General features: G+C 65.8%; 12 protein-coding genes. 1 reads left to right on the forward strand and 11 read right to left on the reverse strand.

All coding sequences use genetic code 11. From position 1 onward, the window contains the following. Window positions 1-88 precede the first annotated feature (88 nt). Window positions 89-3,877, forward strand: a complete 3,789-nt coding sequence (gene putA / locus ABRZ00_RS11060) for a trifunctional transcriptional regulator/proline dehydrogenase/L-glutamate gamma-semialdehyde dehydrogenase (RefSeq protein ID WP_368641997.1) — start codon at window positions 89-91, stop codon at window positions 3,875-3,877. Window positions 3,878-3,977: 100 nt separating this feature from the next. Here the strand turns inward: putA and ABRZ00_RS11065 are convergent, their stop codons facing one another. From ABRZ00_RS11065 to ABRZ00_RS11115, 11 genes are all read right to left on the reverse strand, one after another. Further along, on the reverse strand, window positions 3,978-4,259 hold the full coding sequence (locus ABRZ00_RS11065) for a peptidylprolyl isomerase (RefSeq protein ID WP_343839250.1): 282 nt from the start codon (window positions 4,257-4,259) through the stop codon (window positions 3,978-3,980). Between the two features lie 164 nt (window positions 4,260-4,423). Continuing rightward, on the reverse strand, window positions 4,424-5,125 hold the full coding sequence (locus ABRZ00_RS11070; protein ID WP_343839526.1) for an ABC transporter ATP-binding protein: 702 nt from the start codon (window positions 5,123-5,125) through the stop codon (window positions 4,424-4,426). An 8-nt stretch (window positions 5,126-5,133) separates the two neighbouring features. Beyond that, window positions 5,134-5,979, reverse strand: coding sequence for an ABC transporter ATP-binding protein (locus tag ABRZ00_RS11075; protein ID WP_343839253.1), 846 nt, complete (start codon window positions 5,977-5,979; stop codon window positions 5,134-5,136). Next, window positions 5,976-6,932, reverse strand: coding sequence for a branched-chain amino acid ABC transporter permease (locus tag ABRZ00_RS11080; protein WP_343839255.1), 957 nt, complete (start codon window positions 6,930-6,932; stop codon window positions 5,976-5,978). The genes ABRZ00_RS11075 and ABRZ00_RS11080 overlap by 4 nt, the downstream gene beginning before the upstream one ends. Before the next feature lie 15 nt (window positions 6,933-6,947). After that, entirely contained in the window at window positions 6,948-7,850 is a 903-nt protein-coding gene (locus ABRZ00_RS11085; RefSeq protein WP_343839257.1) for a branched-chain amino acid ABC transporter permease, read from the reverse strand. A 173-nt stretch (window positions 7,851-8,023) separates the two neighbouring features. Then, window positions 8,024-9,178 (reverse strand): branched-chain amino acid ABC transporter substrate-binding protein, encoded by a 1,155-nt coding sequence (locus ABRZ00_RS11090; RefSeq protein WP_343839259.1) that lies wholly within the window; start codon window positions 9,176-9,178, stop codon window positions 8,024-8,026. A gap of 643 nt (window positions 9,179-9,821) precedes the next feature. After that, window positions 9,822-10,289, reverse strand: a complete 468-nt coding sequence (gene dut / locus ABRZ00_RS11095; protein ID WP_343839261.1) for a dUTP diphosphatase — start codon at window positions 10,287-10,289, stop codon at window positions 9,822-9,824. 91 nt (window positions 10,290-10,380) lie between these two features. Next, complete coding sequence (gene coaBC / locus ABRZ00_RS11100; protein WP_368641995.1) at window positions 10,381-11,574, reverse strand: bifunctional phosphopantothenoylcysteine decarboxylase/phosphopantothenate--cysteine ligase CoaBC; 1,194 nt, start codon at window positions 11,572-11,574, stop codon at window positions 10,381-10,383. A gap of 10 nt (window positions 11,575-11,584) precedes the next feature. Beyond that, window positions 11,585-12,118, reverse strand: coding sequence for a signal peptidase II (lspA, locus tag ABRZ00_RS11105; protein ID WP_368642853.1), 534 nt, complete (start codon window positions 12,116-12,118; stop codon window positions 11,585-11,587). Continuing rightward, a complete protein-coding gene (gene ileS / locus ABRZ00_RS11110; RefSeq protein ID WP_368642852.1) occupies window positions 12,111-14,936 on the reverse strand; it encodes an isoleucine--tRNA ligase in 2,826 nt (941 codons plus the stop codon). The genes lspA and ileS overlap by 8 nt, the downstream gene beginning before the upstream one ends. After that, complete coding sequence (locus ABRZ00_RS11115; protein ID WP_368641994.1) at window positions 14,926-15,891, reverse strand: bifunctional riboflavin kinase/FAD synthetase; 966 nt, start codon at window positions 15,889-15,891, stop codon at window positions 14,926-14,928. Before ABRZ00_RS11115 ends, ileS begins: the two co-directional genes overlap by 11 nt. Between the last annotated feature and the right edge of the window lie 23 nt (window positions 15,892-15,914).

Here is a 15,914-nt window from a genome sequence, read left to right on the forward strand (position 1 = left end):
TGGCGAATTCAGGTGCAACCTTTTAGTATGGCGCCTGATGCAAGGTCGGCTCCTCCGGCTGGCGATACCAACGTGGAAAACCTCGAACATGGCAACGGTAACCTTGGGTGTGAAGGTCGATGAAGCGCTGCGCGAGCGCTTGCGGGCCTTGGCGGATTCTCTGGGCTGCACGCCGCACTGGCTGCACAAACAGGCGCTGCTGAGTTACATCGAGGCCATCGAACGCGGCCAGTTGCCCGCTGAGCTCGACCGGCGCTCCGAGACCGAATCCGCCGCCGATGCGCCGGCCGATACCGAGCCGCTGGCGCCCTTCCATGAATTCGCCCAGGAAGTCCTGCCGCAGTCCGTGCTGCGCGCCGCCATCACGGCGGCCTATCGGCGCCCGGAGCCGGAATGCGTCGCCATGCTGGTGGATCAGGCCGAGTCGCAGCAGCCCGAGCAGGTCGAAACCTTGGCCCGGCGGCTGGTCCAGACCCTGCGCGACAAGCGCAAGGGGGGTGGGGTGGAGGGCTTGATCCAGGAGTTCTCGCTGTCCAGCCAGGAAGGCGTCGCCCTGATGTGCCTGGCCGAGGCGCTGTTGCGGATTCCCGATCAAGCCACGCGCGATGCCCTGATCCGCGACAAGATCAGCCGCGGCGACTGGCGGGCGCATGTGGGTGAATCCCGCTCGCTTTTCGTCAATGCCGCTACCTGGGGCCTGCTGGTCACCGGCAAGCTCGTCAGCGTCAACAGCGAGCAGAATCTGTCTCAAGCCTTGACGCGCCTGATCGGCAAGGGCGGCGAGCCGCTCATCAGGCGCGGCGTCAATATGGCCATGCGCCTGATGGGCGAGCAATTCGTCACCGGCCAGACGATTTCCTCCGCGTTGGCCAACAGCCGCAAATTCGAGGATATCGGCTTCCGCTACTCTTACGATATGCTGGGCGAGGCCGCCACCACGGCGGAGGACGCCGAGCGCTACTACCAATCCTACGAGCAGGCCATCCACGCCATCGGCAAGGCGTCCCAGGGGCGCGGCATCTATGAAGGCCCGGGTATTTCCATCAAGCTTTCCGCCCTGCACCCGCGCTATTCCCGCGCCCAGCGCGACCGGGTCATGGACGAACTGCTGCCGCGCATGGCCGCGCTTGCCGCGCTGGCGCGCCGCTACGACATCGGCCTGAACATCGACGCCGAAGAAGCCGATCGCCTGGAGCTGTCCCTGGATCTGCTGGAGGCCTTGTGCTTCGACGAGCGCCTGCGAGGCTGGAACGGCATCGGCTTCGTCATTCAGGCCTATCAGAAGCGCGCGCCTTTCGTGATCGATTTCGTGATCGACCTGGCCCGCCGCAGCAAGCATCGCCTGATGGTTCGCCTGGTCAAGGGAGCATACTGGGATTCCGAGATCAAGCGCGCACAGGTCGACGGCCTGGAAGGCTACCCGGTCTACACGCGCAAGATCCACACGGATGTTTCCTATCTGGCCTGCGCGCGCAAGCTGCTGTCCGCCCCCGAAGCCGTCTTTCCCCAATTTGCCACGCACAACGCCCAGACGCTGGCCTCCATCTACTACATGGCGGGCGAGAACTACTACCCCGGGCAATATGAATTCCAGTGCCTGCACGGCATGGGCGAGCCTCTCTACGAAGAAGTCGTCGGCCCGGTCGCCAAGGGCCGCCTCAACCGGCCTTGCCGGGTCTATGCTCCCGTGGGCACGCATGAAACCCTGCTGGCCTACCTGGTGCGCCGGTTGCTCGAGAACGGCGCAAATACCTCTTTCGTGAACCAGATCGGCGACCGCGACCTGCCCATCGACGCCCTGGTGGCCGATCCGGTCCGCAAGGCCCGCGCCGTCCAACCCTTGGGGGCGCCGCACGACCGCATTCCCTTGCCGCGCGATTTGTACCGGGGCCACGAAGACCGCGCCAATTCGGCAGGCCTGGATCTCAGCAATGAACACCGGCTGGGCTCGCTGGCCGCTGCGCTGTTGAACGGGGCGACCCAGACTTGGCGCGCGGCGCCGCCGGGCGAATGGCGCGACGAACGGGCCCGGCCCGTGTGCAATCCGGCGGATCGCCGTGACGTGGTCGGCCAGGTGGTCGAGGCCGATGAGGCCGACGTCCAGGCCGCCCTGGGACGGGCCGAATACGCCGCGCCGATCTGGCAGGCCACGCCTGCAGCCGAGCGGGCGCAGTGCCTGCGGCATGCCGCGCAGTTGATGGAAGACGAAATGCAGTTGGCCATCGGCCTGATCGTGCGCGAGGCGGGCAAGTCCTTTCCCAACGCCATCGCCGAAGTCCGCGAGGCCGTGGACTTCCTGCGCTACTACGCAGTGCGCATCGAGGAATCCTTTTCCAACGACAGCCATCGTCCGCTGGGGCCGGTGCTGTGCATCAGTCCCTGGAATTTTCCCCTGGCCATCTTCACCGGGCAGGTCGCCGCGGCACTGGCGTCGGGCAATGTCGTGCTGGCCAAACCGGCCGAGCAGACCTCGCTGATCGCCGCCTATGGCGTTTCCGTGCTGCACCGGGCCGGCGTGCCGGCCGATGCGGTGCAACTGTTGCCGGGCCGGGGCGAGACCGTGGGCGCCGCACTGGTCGCCAGCCCGGCGGTGCGTGGCGTCATGTTCACCGGTTCGACCGAGGTTGCGCGGCTGATCGCCGCCGCCCTGGCCGACCGTCTGGACGGTGCCGGCCATCCGGTTCCGCTGATCGCGGAAACCGGCGGGCAGAACGCCCTGATCGTGGATTCCTCGGCGCTGACCGAGCAGGTCGTCTACGATGTGCTCAGTTCGGCCTTCGATTCGGCGGGCCAGCGCTGCTCCGCGTTGCGCGTGCTGTGCGTTCAGGAAGACTGCGCCGACCGCACGCTGTCGATGCTGCGCGGCGCCATGAATGAATTGCGGGTGGGGCGTCCCGAGCTCTTGTCCACCGATATCGGTCCGGTGATCGATGCCGAGGCCCAGGCCGTGATCGAACGCCACGTCAAGGCCATGCGGGATGCGGGGCATCCCGTCGACCGGCACCCGATGGACGAGGAACTGACGCGCCATGGCACCTTCGTCGCGCCGACGCTGATCGAGATCTCCGACCTCGCCGAACTGGAGCGCGAAGTGTTCGGTCCCGTCCTGCACGTGTTGCGCTATCGGCGCCAGGACCTCGATGCGGTGATCGACGCCATCAACGGCCGGGGCTATGGCCTGACTTTCGGCGTTCATACCCGCCTGGACGAGACGGTGCGTCATGTCACCGAACGCATCCACGTGGGCAATATCTACGTCAATCGCAATATCGTCGGTGCGACCGTGGGCGTGCAGCCTTTCGGCGGCGAGGGGTTGTCGGGCACAGGCCCCAAAGCGGGCGGCCCCCTGTACCTGCAGCGCCTGCTGATGGATGCGCCGGGAGGCTTGCCGGTTGAAGGCGTGGTGGGCAAGGGTGCGCGCCCGTTGACGCTGCCCGGCCCCACCGGAGAAACCAACCAGTACCACCTGAAACCGCGCGGCACGGTGCTTTGCCACGCGGCCAGCGCCGCCGGCGCGCAGGCGCAACTGGACGCCTGCCAGCGTACGGGCAATGAAATACTGTGGGTGGACCATCCCGAGGTCCGGGCTTTCCACGCCGCGCGCCCGGCATCCGCGGCCGCGCGCTGGGTCGCGGCGGATGCCGCCGCCGGGGCCGACTTCCAGGCCGTGCTCTATGAAGGCGACAGCGATGGCCTGTATGCGCTGGCCCGCGCTGTGGCCGCCCGCCCGGGCCCGATCGTGCCGATCCTGGCCCGCCGTGTCGACGAACTGGCCGCCGGCAAGTCTTATCCCCTGGAAATGCTGGTCCGCGAGGTCTCGGTGTGCGTCAACACCGCAGCCGCAGGCGGTAACGCCAGCCTGATGATGGTCGGATGATTCCGGCGGCATGCAAGCCGCGAGATAGAGCAGACGCCGCCACAAGCGGCAGAAAAGAAAAAGGGCTTCTGATCGAAGCCCTTTTTCCATGGATGCCGGTCTAGTCCTGGCGATCCGTGACTTCCACCAGATGGTAGCCGAACTGAGTGCGGACCGGCCCTTGGACCACACCCACCGGCGCGCTGAAGACGACCTCGTCGAATTCGCGCACCATCTGGCCGCGGCCGAACGTGCCCAGGTTGCCGCCATCGCGGCTGGACGGGCAACTGGAGTGTTCGCGCGCGACGGCGGCGAAATCGGTACCGCTTTCGATGTCGGCCTTCAGCTTCAGGCACTGCTCCTCGGTATCGACCAGAATGTGGCGGGCGGAGGCTTGGGTCATGGGATTTTCCTGTGTGGTTGGACGGAGAGGCTTGTGCGGGACAAGTCCGATAGCTTAACCCGAACACCGGCCCGGCCGCCTGGGCAGGCGCGCAGTCCGGCAGGGCCGGGAAGAACGGCCCTGAAAAGGGCCGACCTGTGAAGCGGTATTCGAGAGCGGGCGGCTCAGTGCCCCAGGTACGCCGCCTGGATTTCCGGCGAGGACAGCAGTTCGCGCGAGGAACCTTCGTGCGACAGTTTGCCGACTTCCAGCACGTAGCCCCGGTCGGCCAGCTTCAGCGCCATGCGGGCGTTCTGTTCCACGATCAGAATGGTGACGCCGGTTTCGCGCACGTCGCGCAGCACTTGGAAGATGTTGCGCACGATGATCGGGGCCAGGCCCAGGCTGGGTTCGTCCAGCAGCAGCAGGCGCGGCTTGGTCACCAGGGCGCGGCCGATGGCCAGCATCTGCTGCTCGCCGCCTGACAGTGTGCCGGCCAGTTGCGCACGGCGCTCGTACAGGCGCGGGAATATCTTGTAGACGTGCTCGCAACTGGCATCGATTTCGGCGATGGGGCGCGTGAAGCCGCCCATGCGCAAGTTCTCGGCCACCGAAAGCGTGCCGAACACGCGCCGGCCCTCGGGGGATTGGCCGATGCCCAGGCGCACAATGCGGTCGGCGCCCATGCGGGTGGTGTCGTGCCCGGCAAAGGTGATCTTGCCCGACTTGGGCGTGAGCAGCCCGCTGAGAGTGCGCATCAGCGTCGTCTTGCCGGCTCCGTTGGCGCCCAGGATGGCCACGACTTCCTTTTCCCGGACGCTCAGGGAAATGCCCTTGAGGGCCTGGATGTGGCCATAGCTGACGTGCAGGTCTTCGATCTGGAGCAGTGGAGCGGTCATGCGTTCACCTGGTCATGTACGGCGTTCAGCAGCGGGTCGTCTTCCTCTTCGTCATCCTGGCCCAGGTAGGCCTCGATGACGAGCGGATTGCTGCGGATTTCGGCGGGTTTGCCTTCGGCGATCTTCTTGCCGAAATTGATCACGACGATGTTGTCGGTGACGTTCATCACCACGCTCATGTCGTGCTCCACCAGGATCACGGTGATGCCTGCGTCGCGGATGGCGCGGATGGTGTCGTTCAGGCCGGCCGATTCCTGTTCGTTCAGGCCGGCGGCCGGTTCGTCCAGGATGATGAGCTCGGGTTTGGCCACCAGCGTGCGCGCCATCTCGACGCGGCGCTGGGCGCCATAGGGCAGGGAGGTGGCGATCTCGTGGGCGACGTCGGCCAGGTCGAGTTTTTGCAGCACTTCCATGGCATGCTCGACCAGTTCGCGCTCTTCGCGGCGCTGGGCGGGCGTGTTCAACAGGCCCTGCCACCAGGACTGGCGCATCTTCAGGTGCTGGCCGGCGATGACGTTTTCCAGCACCGTCATGTCCTGGAACAGGCGGATGGTCTGGAACGTACGGCGGATCCCGGCCTCGGCAATGCGGTGCGGCGCGAGGCCCGTGATGTCGCGGCCGTGCCAGCGGATGCGGCCGTCGGTGGGCCGGTAGACCCCGGTGATCATGTTGAACACCGTGGTCTTGCCGGCGCCGTTGGGGCCGATCAGGCCGACGATTTCGCCGCGCCGGATCTTGAAGCTGAGATCGTCGACGGCGCGCAGGCCGCCGAAGCTGATGCCGATGCCGTCGAGTTCGAGCAGGACGCCGGCGTCGGGTTGCTGGGAAACTGCGGTGTTCATATGACCCCCTTGCGAGCCGGCCAGATGCCTTGCGGACGCAGGATCATGACGAGGATCATCGCCACGCCGAAGGCCAGATAGCGGTATTGGGCGAATTCAGTGAAGATCTGCGGCACCACGAACATCATGGCGGTACCCAGCAGCACGCCGGGCACGGAGGCCTGGCCGCCGACCAGCACGATGGCGAACAGCACCACCGAATCGGTGAAGCGGAACGACCCCGGGCTGACGGCGGAGAGCTGCATGGCAAACAGGGTGCCGGCCAGCCCGGCCAGCCCGGCCGACAGCGCGAAAGCGGCGACCTTGTAGTTGCGGGCGTTGACCCCCAGCGTGGTGGCCGCCAGTTCATCGTGCTTGATGTAGCGGAAGGTGCGCCCCAGCGAGGAGCGGTCCAGATTGTTCATCAGCCACAGGACCACCGCCAGTACGACCCAGTTCAGATAGAACAGATCGCTTTGCGTGCCGAACATGTGGCCGAAGAGCGAGGGGCCGCTGATGCCGAACAGCCCGTCGGCGCCTCCGGTCAGGCCGAACAGATTGTTCTGCATGGCCAGCACGAAGATGGCGTTGAAGCCGATGGTGACCACCAGCAGATAGTCGCCGCGCAGCTTGACGATGGGCGCCGACAGGATGGCGCCCAGCGCGGCCGCCAGCACGATCGCCACCGGGATGGTCCAGAGGATGGGCCAGTTGAAGGACAGCGACAGGATCGCGCTGACGTAGGCGCCGATGCCGAAGTAGACCGCATGGCCCATGTCGTACATCCCGGCGCGGCCCAGTACGATGTCTTGCGACAGGGCAACGATCGAATAGATGGCGAAGATGCCGCCGATGGTGATCCAGGCGGGCGACAGCAACTGCGGGATCAGCAGGCCCAGGAGCCAGAGTGCGATCCCGGCCAGGCGCAGGGCGCGGGTCCGGCCGGCCTGGGCGGCCGGAGTGGCTTGATTCATGTGTTTGTCCATGGGTTACACCTTTTCCGCGACGCGTTCGCCCAGCAGGCCCGTGGGACGTACCAGCAGGATGGCGATCAGCAGGGCGAAGGTGATGGCGTCCTGCCAGGAACTGGAGATGTAGCCGGCGGCGAAGGCATTGAACAGACCCAGCACCAGGCCGCCCAGCATGGCGCCGGGAATATTGCCGATGCCGCCGATGATGGCCGCGATGAAGGCGCTCAGGCCGTAGGACCAGCCCATGGTGAAATAGGTCTGGCGGTAGTACAGGCCGATGAACAGGCCGCCCACCGCGCCCAGGACCGGCCCGATGATGAAGACCATGGCGATCACGCGGTTGACGTTGACCCCCATCAGGCGCGCGGCGTCCTGATCGATGGCGGTGGCGCGGATGGCGGTGCCCACGCGGGTGTGGTGCACGAAGAAATACAGGGCCGCCATCAGCACGAAGGCGCCGACGATGATCAGCAACTGGACGAAACTGAGATAGGCGCCGCCGATCTGCCAGGTGATGTTGGGCAGGAGGTTGTTGGGGAAGACCTGGACGTTGGGGCCCCAGACCAGCATGATGCCGTTCTGGATCAGCATCGAGGCGCCCAGGGCCGACACCACGGCCGACAGGCGCGGCGCCTTGCGCAGGGGTTTGTAGGCGAACTGGTCGAGCAGGGTTCCGGCCACGGCGATCACGATCATGGTGATCAGGAATGCCAGGATCAGCAAGACCGGCGTGGACAGGCCGCCGAAGGCGCCGGAGGTCAGGGTGGTCAGGCCGATGAAGGCGCCCAGGATGCAGAGGTCGCCATGGGCGAAGTTGATCAGCTTGAGCACCCCGTAGACCATCGTGTAGCCCAGGGCAATCAGGGCATAGATGCCGCCGACCGTGACCCCGTTGATGAATTGCTGGAGGATAAAGTCCATCGATCGGTTTCCGTGGTGGTTCTTGGATGCCGTGACCCGCAGCGGTGGTCGGGCATATGGCGGGCGTCGCGCCGGGACGCTCAGGGCGTGCCTTCAGTGCTGAAAGGCAAAGCATTCCCGGCGCTCCGGGAGAGGGATCGCATGGCGATTCGCCCCCCGGATACCGGCGTGGCTTATTGACGAGGGTCGAGCTGGCGCGGGTAGATGGTCTTGTAGCTGCCGTTGGCCTGAACCTCGAAGGCCGACATCAGGCTGCCGATGCGTTCGCCCTTTTCATCCCAGGTAAACGGGCCGGTGAGGCCGCCGAAGGGTTGCTTCAGGTTGTGCAGCCAGGGAATGAGCTTGGCGGTATCCGTGGATTGGGTGTCCTGGATGGCGGCCATGACGGCCCGCAAGCCATCGGCGTTGGTCAGGGTGTAGATGCTGGGCGGGGGAGCGCCGAATTCCTTGGTGTAGTCGGCCAGGAACTTCTTGGCGGCCGGATAAGGCAGGTTTTCCGGAGCCGGCACGTTGACGATCACGGCGCCCGCGGCGGCATCGCCGGCGATCTTGGCGAAGTTCTCGTTCTGGTTGGCGTCGCCGCCCACGAACACGGTATCCATGCCCAACTGCTTCATCTGGGCGCGGATCAGGCCGCCATCGGTGTAGTAGCCCGAGAAGAACAGCACGTCGGGGTTCTTGGACTTCAGTTTCGTCAGCACGGCGCTGTAGTCCTGCGTGCCGGCGTTGATGAAGTCTTCGCCGACGATGTTGCCGCCTTCCTTCTTGATGGCGTCCACCGTGGCCTTGGCCAGGCCGGTTGCGTAGCTGGAGTGGTCGCTCAACACCGCGATGCGCTGGTATTTCTTGACCTTGACGAAGTAGTTGGCGACGAATTCGGCCTCGTCGCTGTTGGGCGGCGCGTTGCGGAAGAAGGTCTTCCAGCCGCGCTGGGTGAGTTCGTCGCTGGTGCCGTCGGAGGTCTGGATGACGTTGGCGGCGGCATAGATCGGGGCGGCGGCCAGGGCGGCGCCGCTGGTGTAGGTGCCGATCACCGCGATCACACCGTCGTTGACCAGCTTGCGGCCGCAGATGGCGGCCTGCGAGGCCTTGCCTTCGTCGTCGCACACGATCACCTCGATCTGGCGGCCCAGCAGGCCGCCCGCCGCGTTCTGCTGCTTGACCAGCAGCCGGACGCCATTTTCGATGCCTTGGCCTTCAGCGGCGTATTCGCCGGTGATGGGCGCCTGCACGCCGATCTTGATCGGATCGGCGGCGATTGCCGTGCCGGCGCCCGTCGCCAACAGGATCGCTGCGGTGAGAGTGGAAAGTTTGGTCAGCCTGCTCATGTCTGGATTCTCCTTTGTGACGGATCCAATCGCGTGATGGGTCGTGTGGCGTGTGCGATGCAATCGGCCTTCTTCCTGGGGGATTCCCTTGTCTCGGCGGAAGAGGGCTTGAGGCCTCTGGGGCCGTGCCGCTGAAGAAGCCGGCAAGACCCTGCGAGGAGTTTGGTTAACCTTGCCAGGCAGGTGAAACCTTTTCGGCCAAGAAAAGGAGCAACCTGAATGACGGGCGAAGTATAACTATCTGAATTCCGTGAGTGCAACCAGGGATATCGCCTAGATGGAATCCATGGAATTCGAGGTTTATTCAGTCATTTTGGACTGGGAACATAATATATTAATAATATTTTTTGCAGAAACTAGGATAAACCCTGAATGGTCCCTCGCTCCAGGATGTGGGGTGAATTTTGTAAGTTGTTGATATATATGGATATATATCCATCCGGGTTTGAAGGGAAAAAGCCAGGCAGCGGAGCGGCTGGGCCGAGGCTTTTTTGCTTCTGTGAAAGCATGAAAAAGAAAACGGGCCCTTTCCGTTCCGGGATTGGTATAAACCCTGATTCAGGCGATTGATCCGCGATCCATGGAAAAGGATGCCGGATATTCGACCGGCGGCGCCGGCGCTGCGCGACGGACTGGCGAGAGATCAGTGCCTGCCGGTGCTGCCGAAGCCGCCTTCGCCACGTTCGGTGGTCGTGTCGAAGGTATCGACCATGTGCAGGCCGATCTGCACGACGGGCTGGAACAGCAACTGCGCGATGCGCTCGCCTGGCTGAATGTCGTACGGCGTCTCGCTGTCGTTGGTCAGCAGGACTTTGATTTCTCCGTGGTAGTCGGCGTCGATCACACCGATACCCTGGGCGACGCGGATGCCGTGCTTCAGCGACAGGCCGGAACGCGAGGCCACGATGGCCACCAGGCCGGGATCCATCATGTTCAGCGCAAGGCCGGTGGGCACCGGCACGCGTGCCCCCGGCGCCAAGGTCTGGGGGGTTTCCAGGCAGGCACGCAAGTCCAGGGCGGCGGAGCCGCCGGTCGCGTAGTCGGGCAGGGGAATGGCCTCGCTGCCCAGCAGGGGGTTGACGATGCGGGCCTGGATGAGACGTCGTTGCATGGTGAGCGGTTTCCGTGGGGTCAAAGTCGAGTTGCGGCGCTGGCGGGCTGCGCCCCGCCGTGCGGATTCAAGGCGGATCGCACCGCGTGTTTCAGCGGGGAAGGCGTGCGGCGATCCAGCCGACCAGTTGGCGCGCGGCCTGCAACTTGGATTGCCGGGCCAGGGGGTGGTGCCCGGTATCGTCAAAGATCACCAGCTCGGTGTCCTCGGCGTCCATGGCGTCCTGGGCCAGGTTGCCGACGATGGCGGGAATGCCTTTGCGTGCGCGCTTGGCCTGGGCATGTTCGGCGAGATGGTCTGTTTCGGCCGCGAAGCCCACGCACCAGGGGCCGCCGGGCAGGGCGGCCACTTCGGCCAGGATATCGGGATTCTGGACGAAGTCCAGGTGCGGCGGCTGGCCGTCCGGCTGTTTCTTGAGCTTGGTGCTTGAAGGATTCGCGATGCCCCAATCGGCCACAGCCGCCACGGCGATGAAAAGGTCGGCCTGGCCGGCCCGCGCCATCACGGCGGCGCGCATGTCGGCGGCGTTGCGCACGGCGATGCGTTCGACGCCGTCCGGGCAGGGCAGCGCCACGGGGCCGGACACCAGGGTGACGTCGGCCCCGGCTTCCGCGGCGGCGCGGGCCAGGGCATAGCCCATGCGGCCGGAAGAGCGGTTCGTCAGTACGCGCACGGGGTCGATGACTTCGCTGGTGGGGCCGGCGGTGAGCAGCACGCGGCGGCCCGCCAGCGTCTTGGGCTGGAAGAAGGCGATCAGGGCGCGCAGGATGCGGTCGGGCTCCATCATGCGGCCCGAGCCGGTTTCGCCGCAGGCTTGGGGGCCGGCATCGGGGCCGATCAGCGTCACGCCGTCGGCGCGCAGTTGGGCCGCGTGGCGTTGCGTGGCCGGGTGGGTCCACATTTCGTGATTCATGGCTGGCGCGGCCAGCAGCGGCACGGCGCCGCGCGCCACGCACAGCGTGGTCAACAGATCGTCGGCCAGGCCGAGGGCGGCGCGGGCCAGGAAATCGGTGCTGGCCGGCGCCACCAGGACCGCGTCGGCGCCGCGCGTCAGATTGATGTGCGCCATGCGGTTGTCCATGCGCGCATCCCAGGCGTCCACCCAGACGGGGCGGCCGGACAGGGCCTGCATCGTGGCCGGCGTGATGAAGCGGGTGGCGGCCTCGGTCATCACCACGTCGACCGTGGCGCCTTCGTCCTGCATGCGGCGCAGCAACTCGGCCGACTTATAGCAGGCGATGCCGCCTGTCAGCCCCAGGATGATGTGTTTGCCCGACAGATCCATGGGAGCCTCCTCAGGAAGAGCGCGCGCGGCGCGCGCGCAGGATTTCGTCCAGAATCAGCAGCGCGGCCCCGCACGTGATGGCCACGTCGGCCAGATTGAAAGCGGGGAAATACCAGCCGCGCCAGTAGAACAACAGAAAATCCACGACGTGGCCATGCAGCAGACGATCGAGGGCATTGCCCAGAGCGCCGCCCAGGATGCACGCCAGGGCCGCGCACAGCAGGCGTTCGGCGGCATGGGTATACAGCCAGCGCAGGATCAGGAGGGCGGCGACCCCCGCGATGCCGGTGAACACCCAGCGCTGGGCGCCGCCGCCATCGGCCAGGAAGCTGAAGGCCGCACCGGTGTTGTACAGCAGCGTGAGGTCGAAGACCGGCAGCACGGGCACGCGCTGGCCGTAGCCCAGCGCGCCCATGACCCAGACCTTGGTGGCTTGATCCAGCAGGATCAGGACCAGAGCCCAGCCCAGCCAGCCTGCCAGCACCCGCAGGCGCACCGCGCGTGGCAGGGACGATCCGGCCGGCCCGGCGCCCGGGTCAGGCATGGGCACGGGTCTCGCCATCGCCATGTAGATTGTCTACGCAGCGGCCGCATAGTTCCGGATGGGCCGGGTCGCGGCCGACGTCGGCGCGGTGGTGCCAGCAGCGCCCGCATTTCGGGTGCTGCGTGGCCTGTACGGTGATTTGCAGCGCGCCGTCGCCTGCCACGGCCTGGGCCGCCGAGGTGATGAAAACGAACTTCAGGTCATCCTCCAGCGAGTGCAGCAGGGCCAGGTCTTCCGCCTGGGCGGCGACGGTGACTTCGGCCTGCAGGGAGGCGCCGACCTTGCCTTCGGTGCGCACGGTCTCGATGTCCTTGTTGACCTGATCGCGGATTTCTCGGATGCGGGCCCATTTGGCCCGCAGCGCTTCGTCGCCCTCGGGCAGGCTGCTGAACGTTTCGAGGAAGATGCTGTCGCCATTGCCGATGATCTTCCAGGCTTCCTCGGCCGTGAACGACAGGAACGGGGCCATCCAGCGCAGCAACGCGTGCGTGATCTGGTGCAGCGCGGTCTGGGCGCTGCGGCGCGCCAGGCTTTTGGGCGCCGTGGTGTAGAGGCGGTCTTTCAGTACGTCGAGGTAGAAGCCGCCCAGGTCCTCGGAGCAGAACAACTGCAGCTTGGCGACCACGGGATGGAATTCATAGACCTGGTAATGGCCGAGGATTTCCTTTTGCAACTGGGCCGCCCGCGCCAGGGCGTAGCGGTCGATCTCCAGCAGATCCTCGTAGGCCACGACGTCCGCCGCCGCATCGAAATCACTGGTGTTGGCCAGCAGGAAGCGCAGGGTGTTGCGGATGCGGCGGTAGCTGTCCACCACGCGGGCCAGGATCTTGTCGTCGATGCCCAGGTCGCCCGAATAGTCGGTCGAGGCCACCCACAGGCGGATGATCTCGGCGCCCATCTTGCTGCTCACATCCTGCGGCGCGACGGTGTTGCCCAGCGACTTGCTCATCTTCTTGCCCTGGCCGTCCACGGTGAAACCGTGGGTGAGCAGCCCGCGGTAGGGCGCGCGGCCGAAGATGGCGGAGGCCAGCAGCAGCGAGCTGTGGAACCAGCCGCGGTGTTGGTCGTGGCCCTCAAGGTAGAGGTCGGCCTCCGGGCCACTGTCGTGGTGCATGGCCGGATGCGAACCGCGCATCACGTGCCAGAAGGTGGATCCCGAGTCGAACCAGACCTCCAGGATGTCGGTGCTCTTGGTGTAGCGCCGGGCGTCCTCGGCGCCCAGGATATCCTCGGCCGTGACGCGGCTCCAGGCTTCCACGCCCCCTTGTTCGATCATGTCGGCCGCCTGGTCGATGATCTCCATCGTGCGCGGGTGCAGTTCGCCCGTATCCACGTGCAGGAAGAACGGGATCGGCACGCCCCAACTGCGCTGGCGAGAAATGCACCAGTCGGGCCGTCCCGCGATCATGTCGCGCAGGCGGACTTTGCCGTTTTCGGGGTAGAAGCGCGTCTGCTCGATGGCTTCGAGCGCGATCTGGCGCAGCGTCTTCCCGGGCTTCTGGGCCGGGTCGGTGAACACGCCTTCGCCTTCGTCCATGCGGATGAACCATTGGGCGGCGGCGCGGTAGATCACCGGCGTCTTGTGGCGCCAGCAATGGGGATAGCTGTGAGTGATGGTGGTGGTGTCCACCAGGCGGTCCGCAGCCTTCAAGGCATCGAGAATGGCGGGCACGGCCTTCCAGATGTGCTGGCCGCCGAACAAGGGCAGATCGTCCGCGTACACGCCGTGGCCCTGCACGGGATTGAGGATGTCCTCGTACGCCATGCCGTTGGAGGTGCAGGAGCTGAAGTCGTCCATGCCATAGGCGGGCGACGAGTGCACGATCCCCGTGCCGTCCTCGGCGGTGGCGTAATCGGCCAGGTACACGGGCGAGAGACGGTCGTAGCCTTTGTCCACATGCGCCAACGGGTGCCTGAAGGGCATGTGTTCGAGTTTTTTGCCCTGGGCCGTGGCGACGACCCGTCCGGGCAGTTTCCAGCGGTCGAGGCACTTTTCGACCAGCGCCGAGGCGACGATGAGCAAGCCGCGTCCGGTATCGACCAGGCTGTATTCGAGTTCCGGGTTGACGTTGAGCGCCTGATTGGCGGGAATGGTCCAGGCCGTGGTCGTCCAGATGACGATGAAGGCTTCCTTGTCGAGCGCGTCCAGGCCGAAGGCGGCAGCCAGCCTGCCGGGGTCGGCGGCCGGGAACATCACGTCCAGCGTCTGGCTTTTCTTGTCGGCGTACTCGATTTCGAATTCGGCCAGCGACGAGGCGCAGTCGAAGCACCAGTACACGGGCTTGAGGCCGCGGTAGACGAAGCCGCGCTCCATGACCTTCTTCAGGGCGCGCAGTTCCAGCGCCTCGTTGGCGTGGTTCATGGTCTTGTAGGGATGGTCCCAGTCGCCCAGCACGCCCAGGCGCTTGAAGTCCACCATCTGCTGCGCGATCTGCTCGGTGGCGAAAGCGCGGCTCCTGGCCTGCATCTCGGCGCGCGGCAGGTTGCGGCCGTGCTGCTTTTCAATGGCGTTCTCGATCGGCAGGCCGTGGCAATCCCAGCCCGGCACGTAGACCGCATCGAACCCTTCGAGCTGGCGGCTTTTGACGATCATGTCCTTGAGGATCTTGTTGACCGCATGGCCGATGTGGATCTTGCCGTTGGCGTAGGGCGGGCCATCGTGCAGGATGAACAGGGGCGCGCCCTGGCGGGCGTCGCGCAGCCTCTTGTACAGACCTTTTTCCTCCCATTCCTGAATCCAGCCCGGCTCGCGCTTGGGCAGGTCGCCCCGCATGGGGAAGGGTGAGTCGGGCAGGTTGAGGGTGTTTCTATAGTCCATGGGAGGCAAAATAGTCACGAGCGCCTTGCGCATCCTGGCGGATGGCGGCGGTCAGGGTGGTCAGGTCGGGAAAGTATTCCTCGTCGCGCAGAAACTCGAGGAATTCGACGCACACCAGTTTACCGTAGGCATCCACCTGCCGATCCAGGATGTGCGTCTCCAGCAACAGCGTGCCGTCTCGGGTGACGGTGGGCCGCACGCCCAGGCTGGCCACGCCCGGCAGCGGTTGCGCGTCCAGGCCGTGCACTCGCACCACGTAGATGCCGGAGCGGGCCGCGCAGGGCTCGGGCACACGCAGGTTCAGGGTCGGGAAACCCAGGTCGCGACCCAGTTTGCGGCCGTGGATGACGTGGCCGCTGATGCGGTAGGGGGCGCCCAGCAGTTCGCTGCTGCGCGCCAGGTTGCCCACCGCCAGCGCGGTGCGCAGCGCGGAGCTGGAAATCCGCTGGCCCTGGTGATCGGCGACGTCGGCCAGCGTCCGGACTTCGAAGCCGTGCGCGTGGCCCATGCGGCGCAGCAGGTCGATGTCGCCGCTGCGCTTGTGGCCATAGCGGAAATCCTCGCCGACCAGCAGCCAGCGGGTGTTCAGGCCCCGCACCAGCAAGTGGCGGATGAAGTCCTCGGCGCCCATGTCGGCCAGGTGTTGGTCGAAACGCTGGACCGCGATCTGGCGCATGCCGTGTTCGGCCAGCAGGGCGACCTTGTCCCGCAGGCTGCTGATCTGCGTGGGGATCAGTTCCGGGCGCTGGCCCCGGCGTGCGAAAAAGGCGCGCGGATGGGGCGTGAAGGTCATCACGGTGGGGACGAGCCCAAGCGCGGCTGCCGCGTCCCGGACCTGGGCGAGGATGGCCTGGTGGCCCCGGTGCACCCCATCGAAATTGCCGATGGTCACGGCGCTGGGCGCCGTCGAATCATGCCGGGGCAGGTGGCGGTAGAGGCGGAGTTCGGTATTCACAGGCGAGAGTTTACAATTTTACG

Origin of the sequence: Castellaniella ginsengisoli, assembly GCF_040955415.1 — a bacterium.
GTDB lineage: Bacteria > Pseudomonadota > Gammaproteobacteria > Burkholderiales > Burkholderiaceae_B > Castellaniella > Castellaniella ginsengisoli.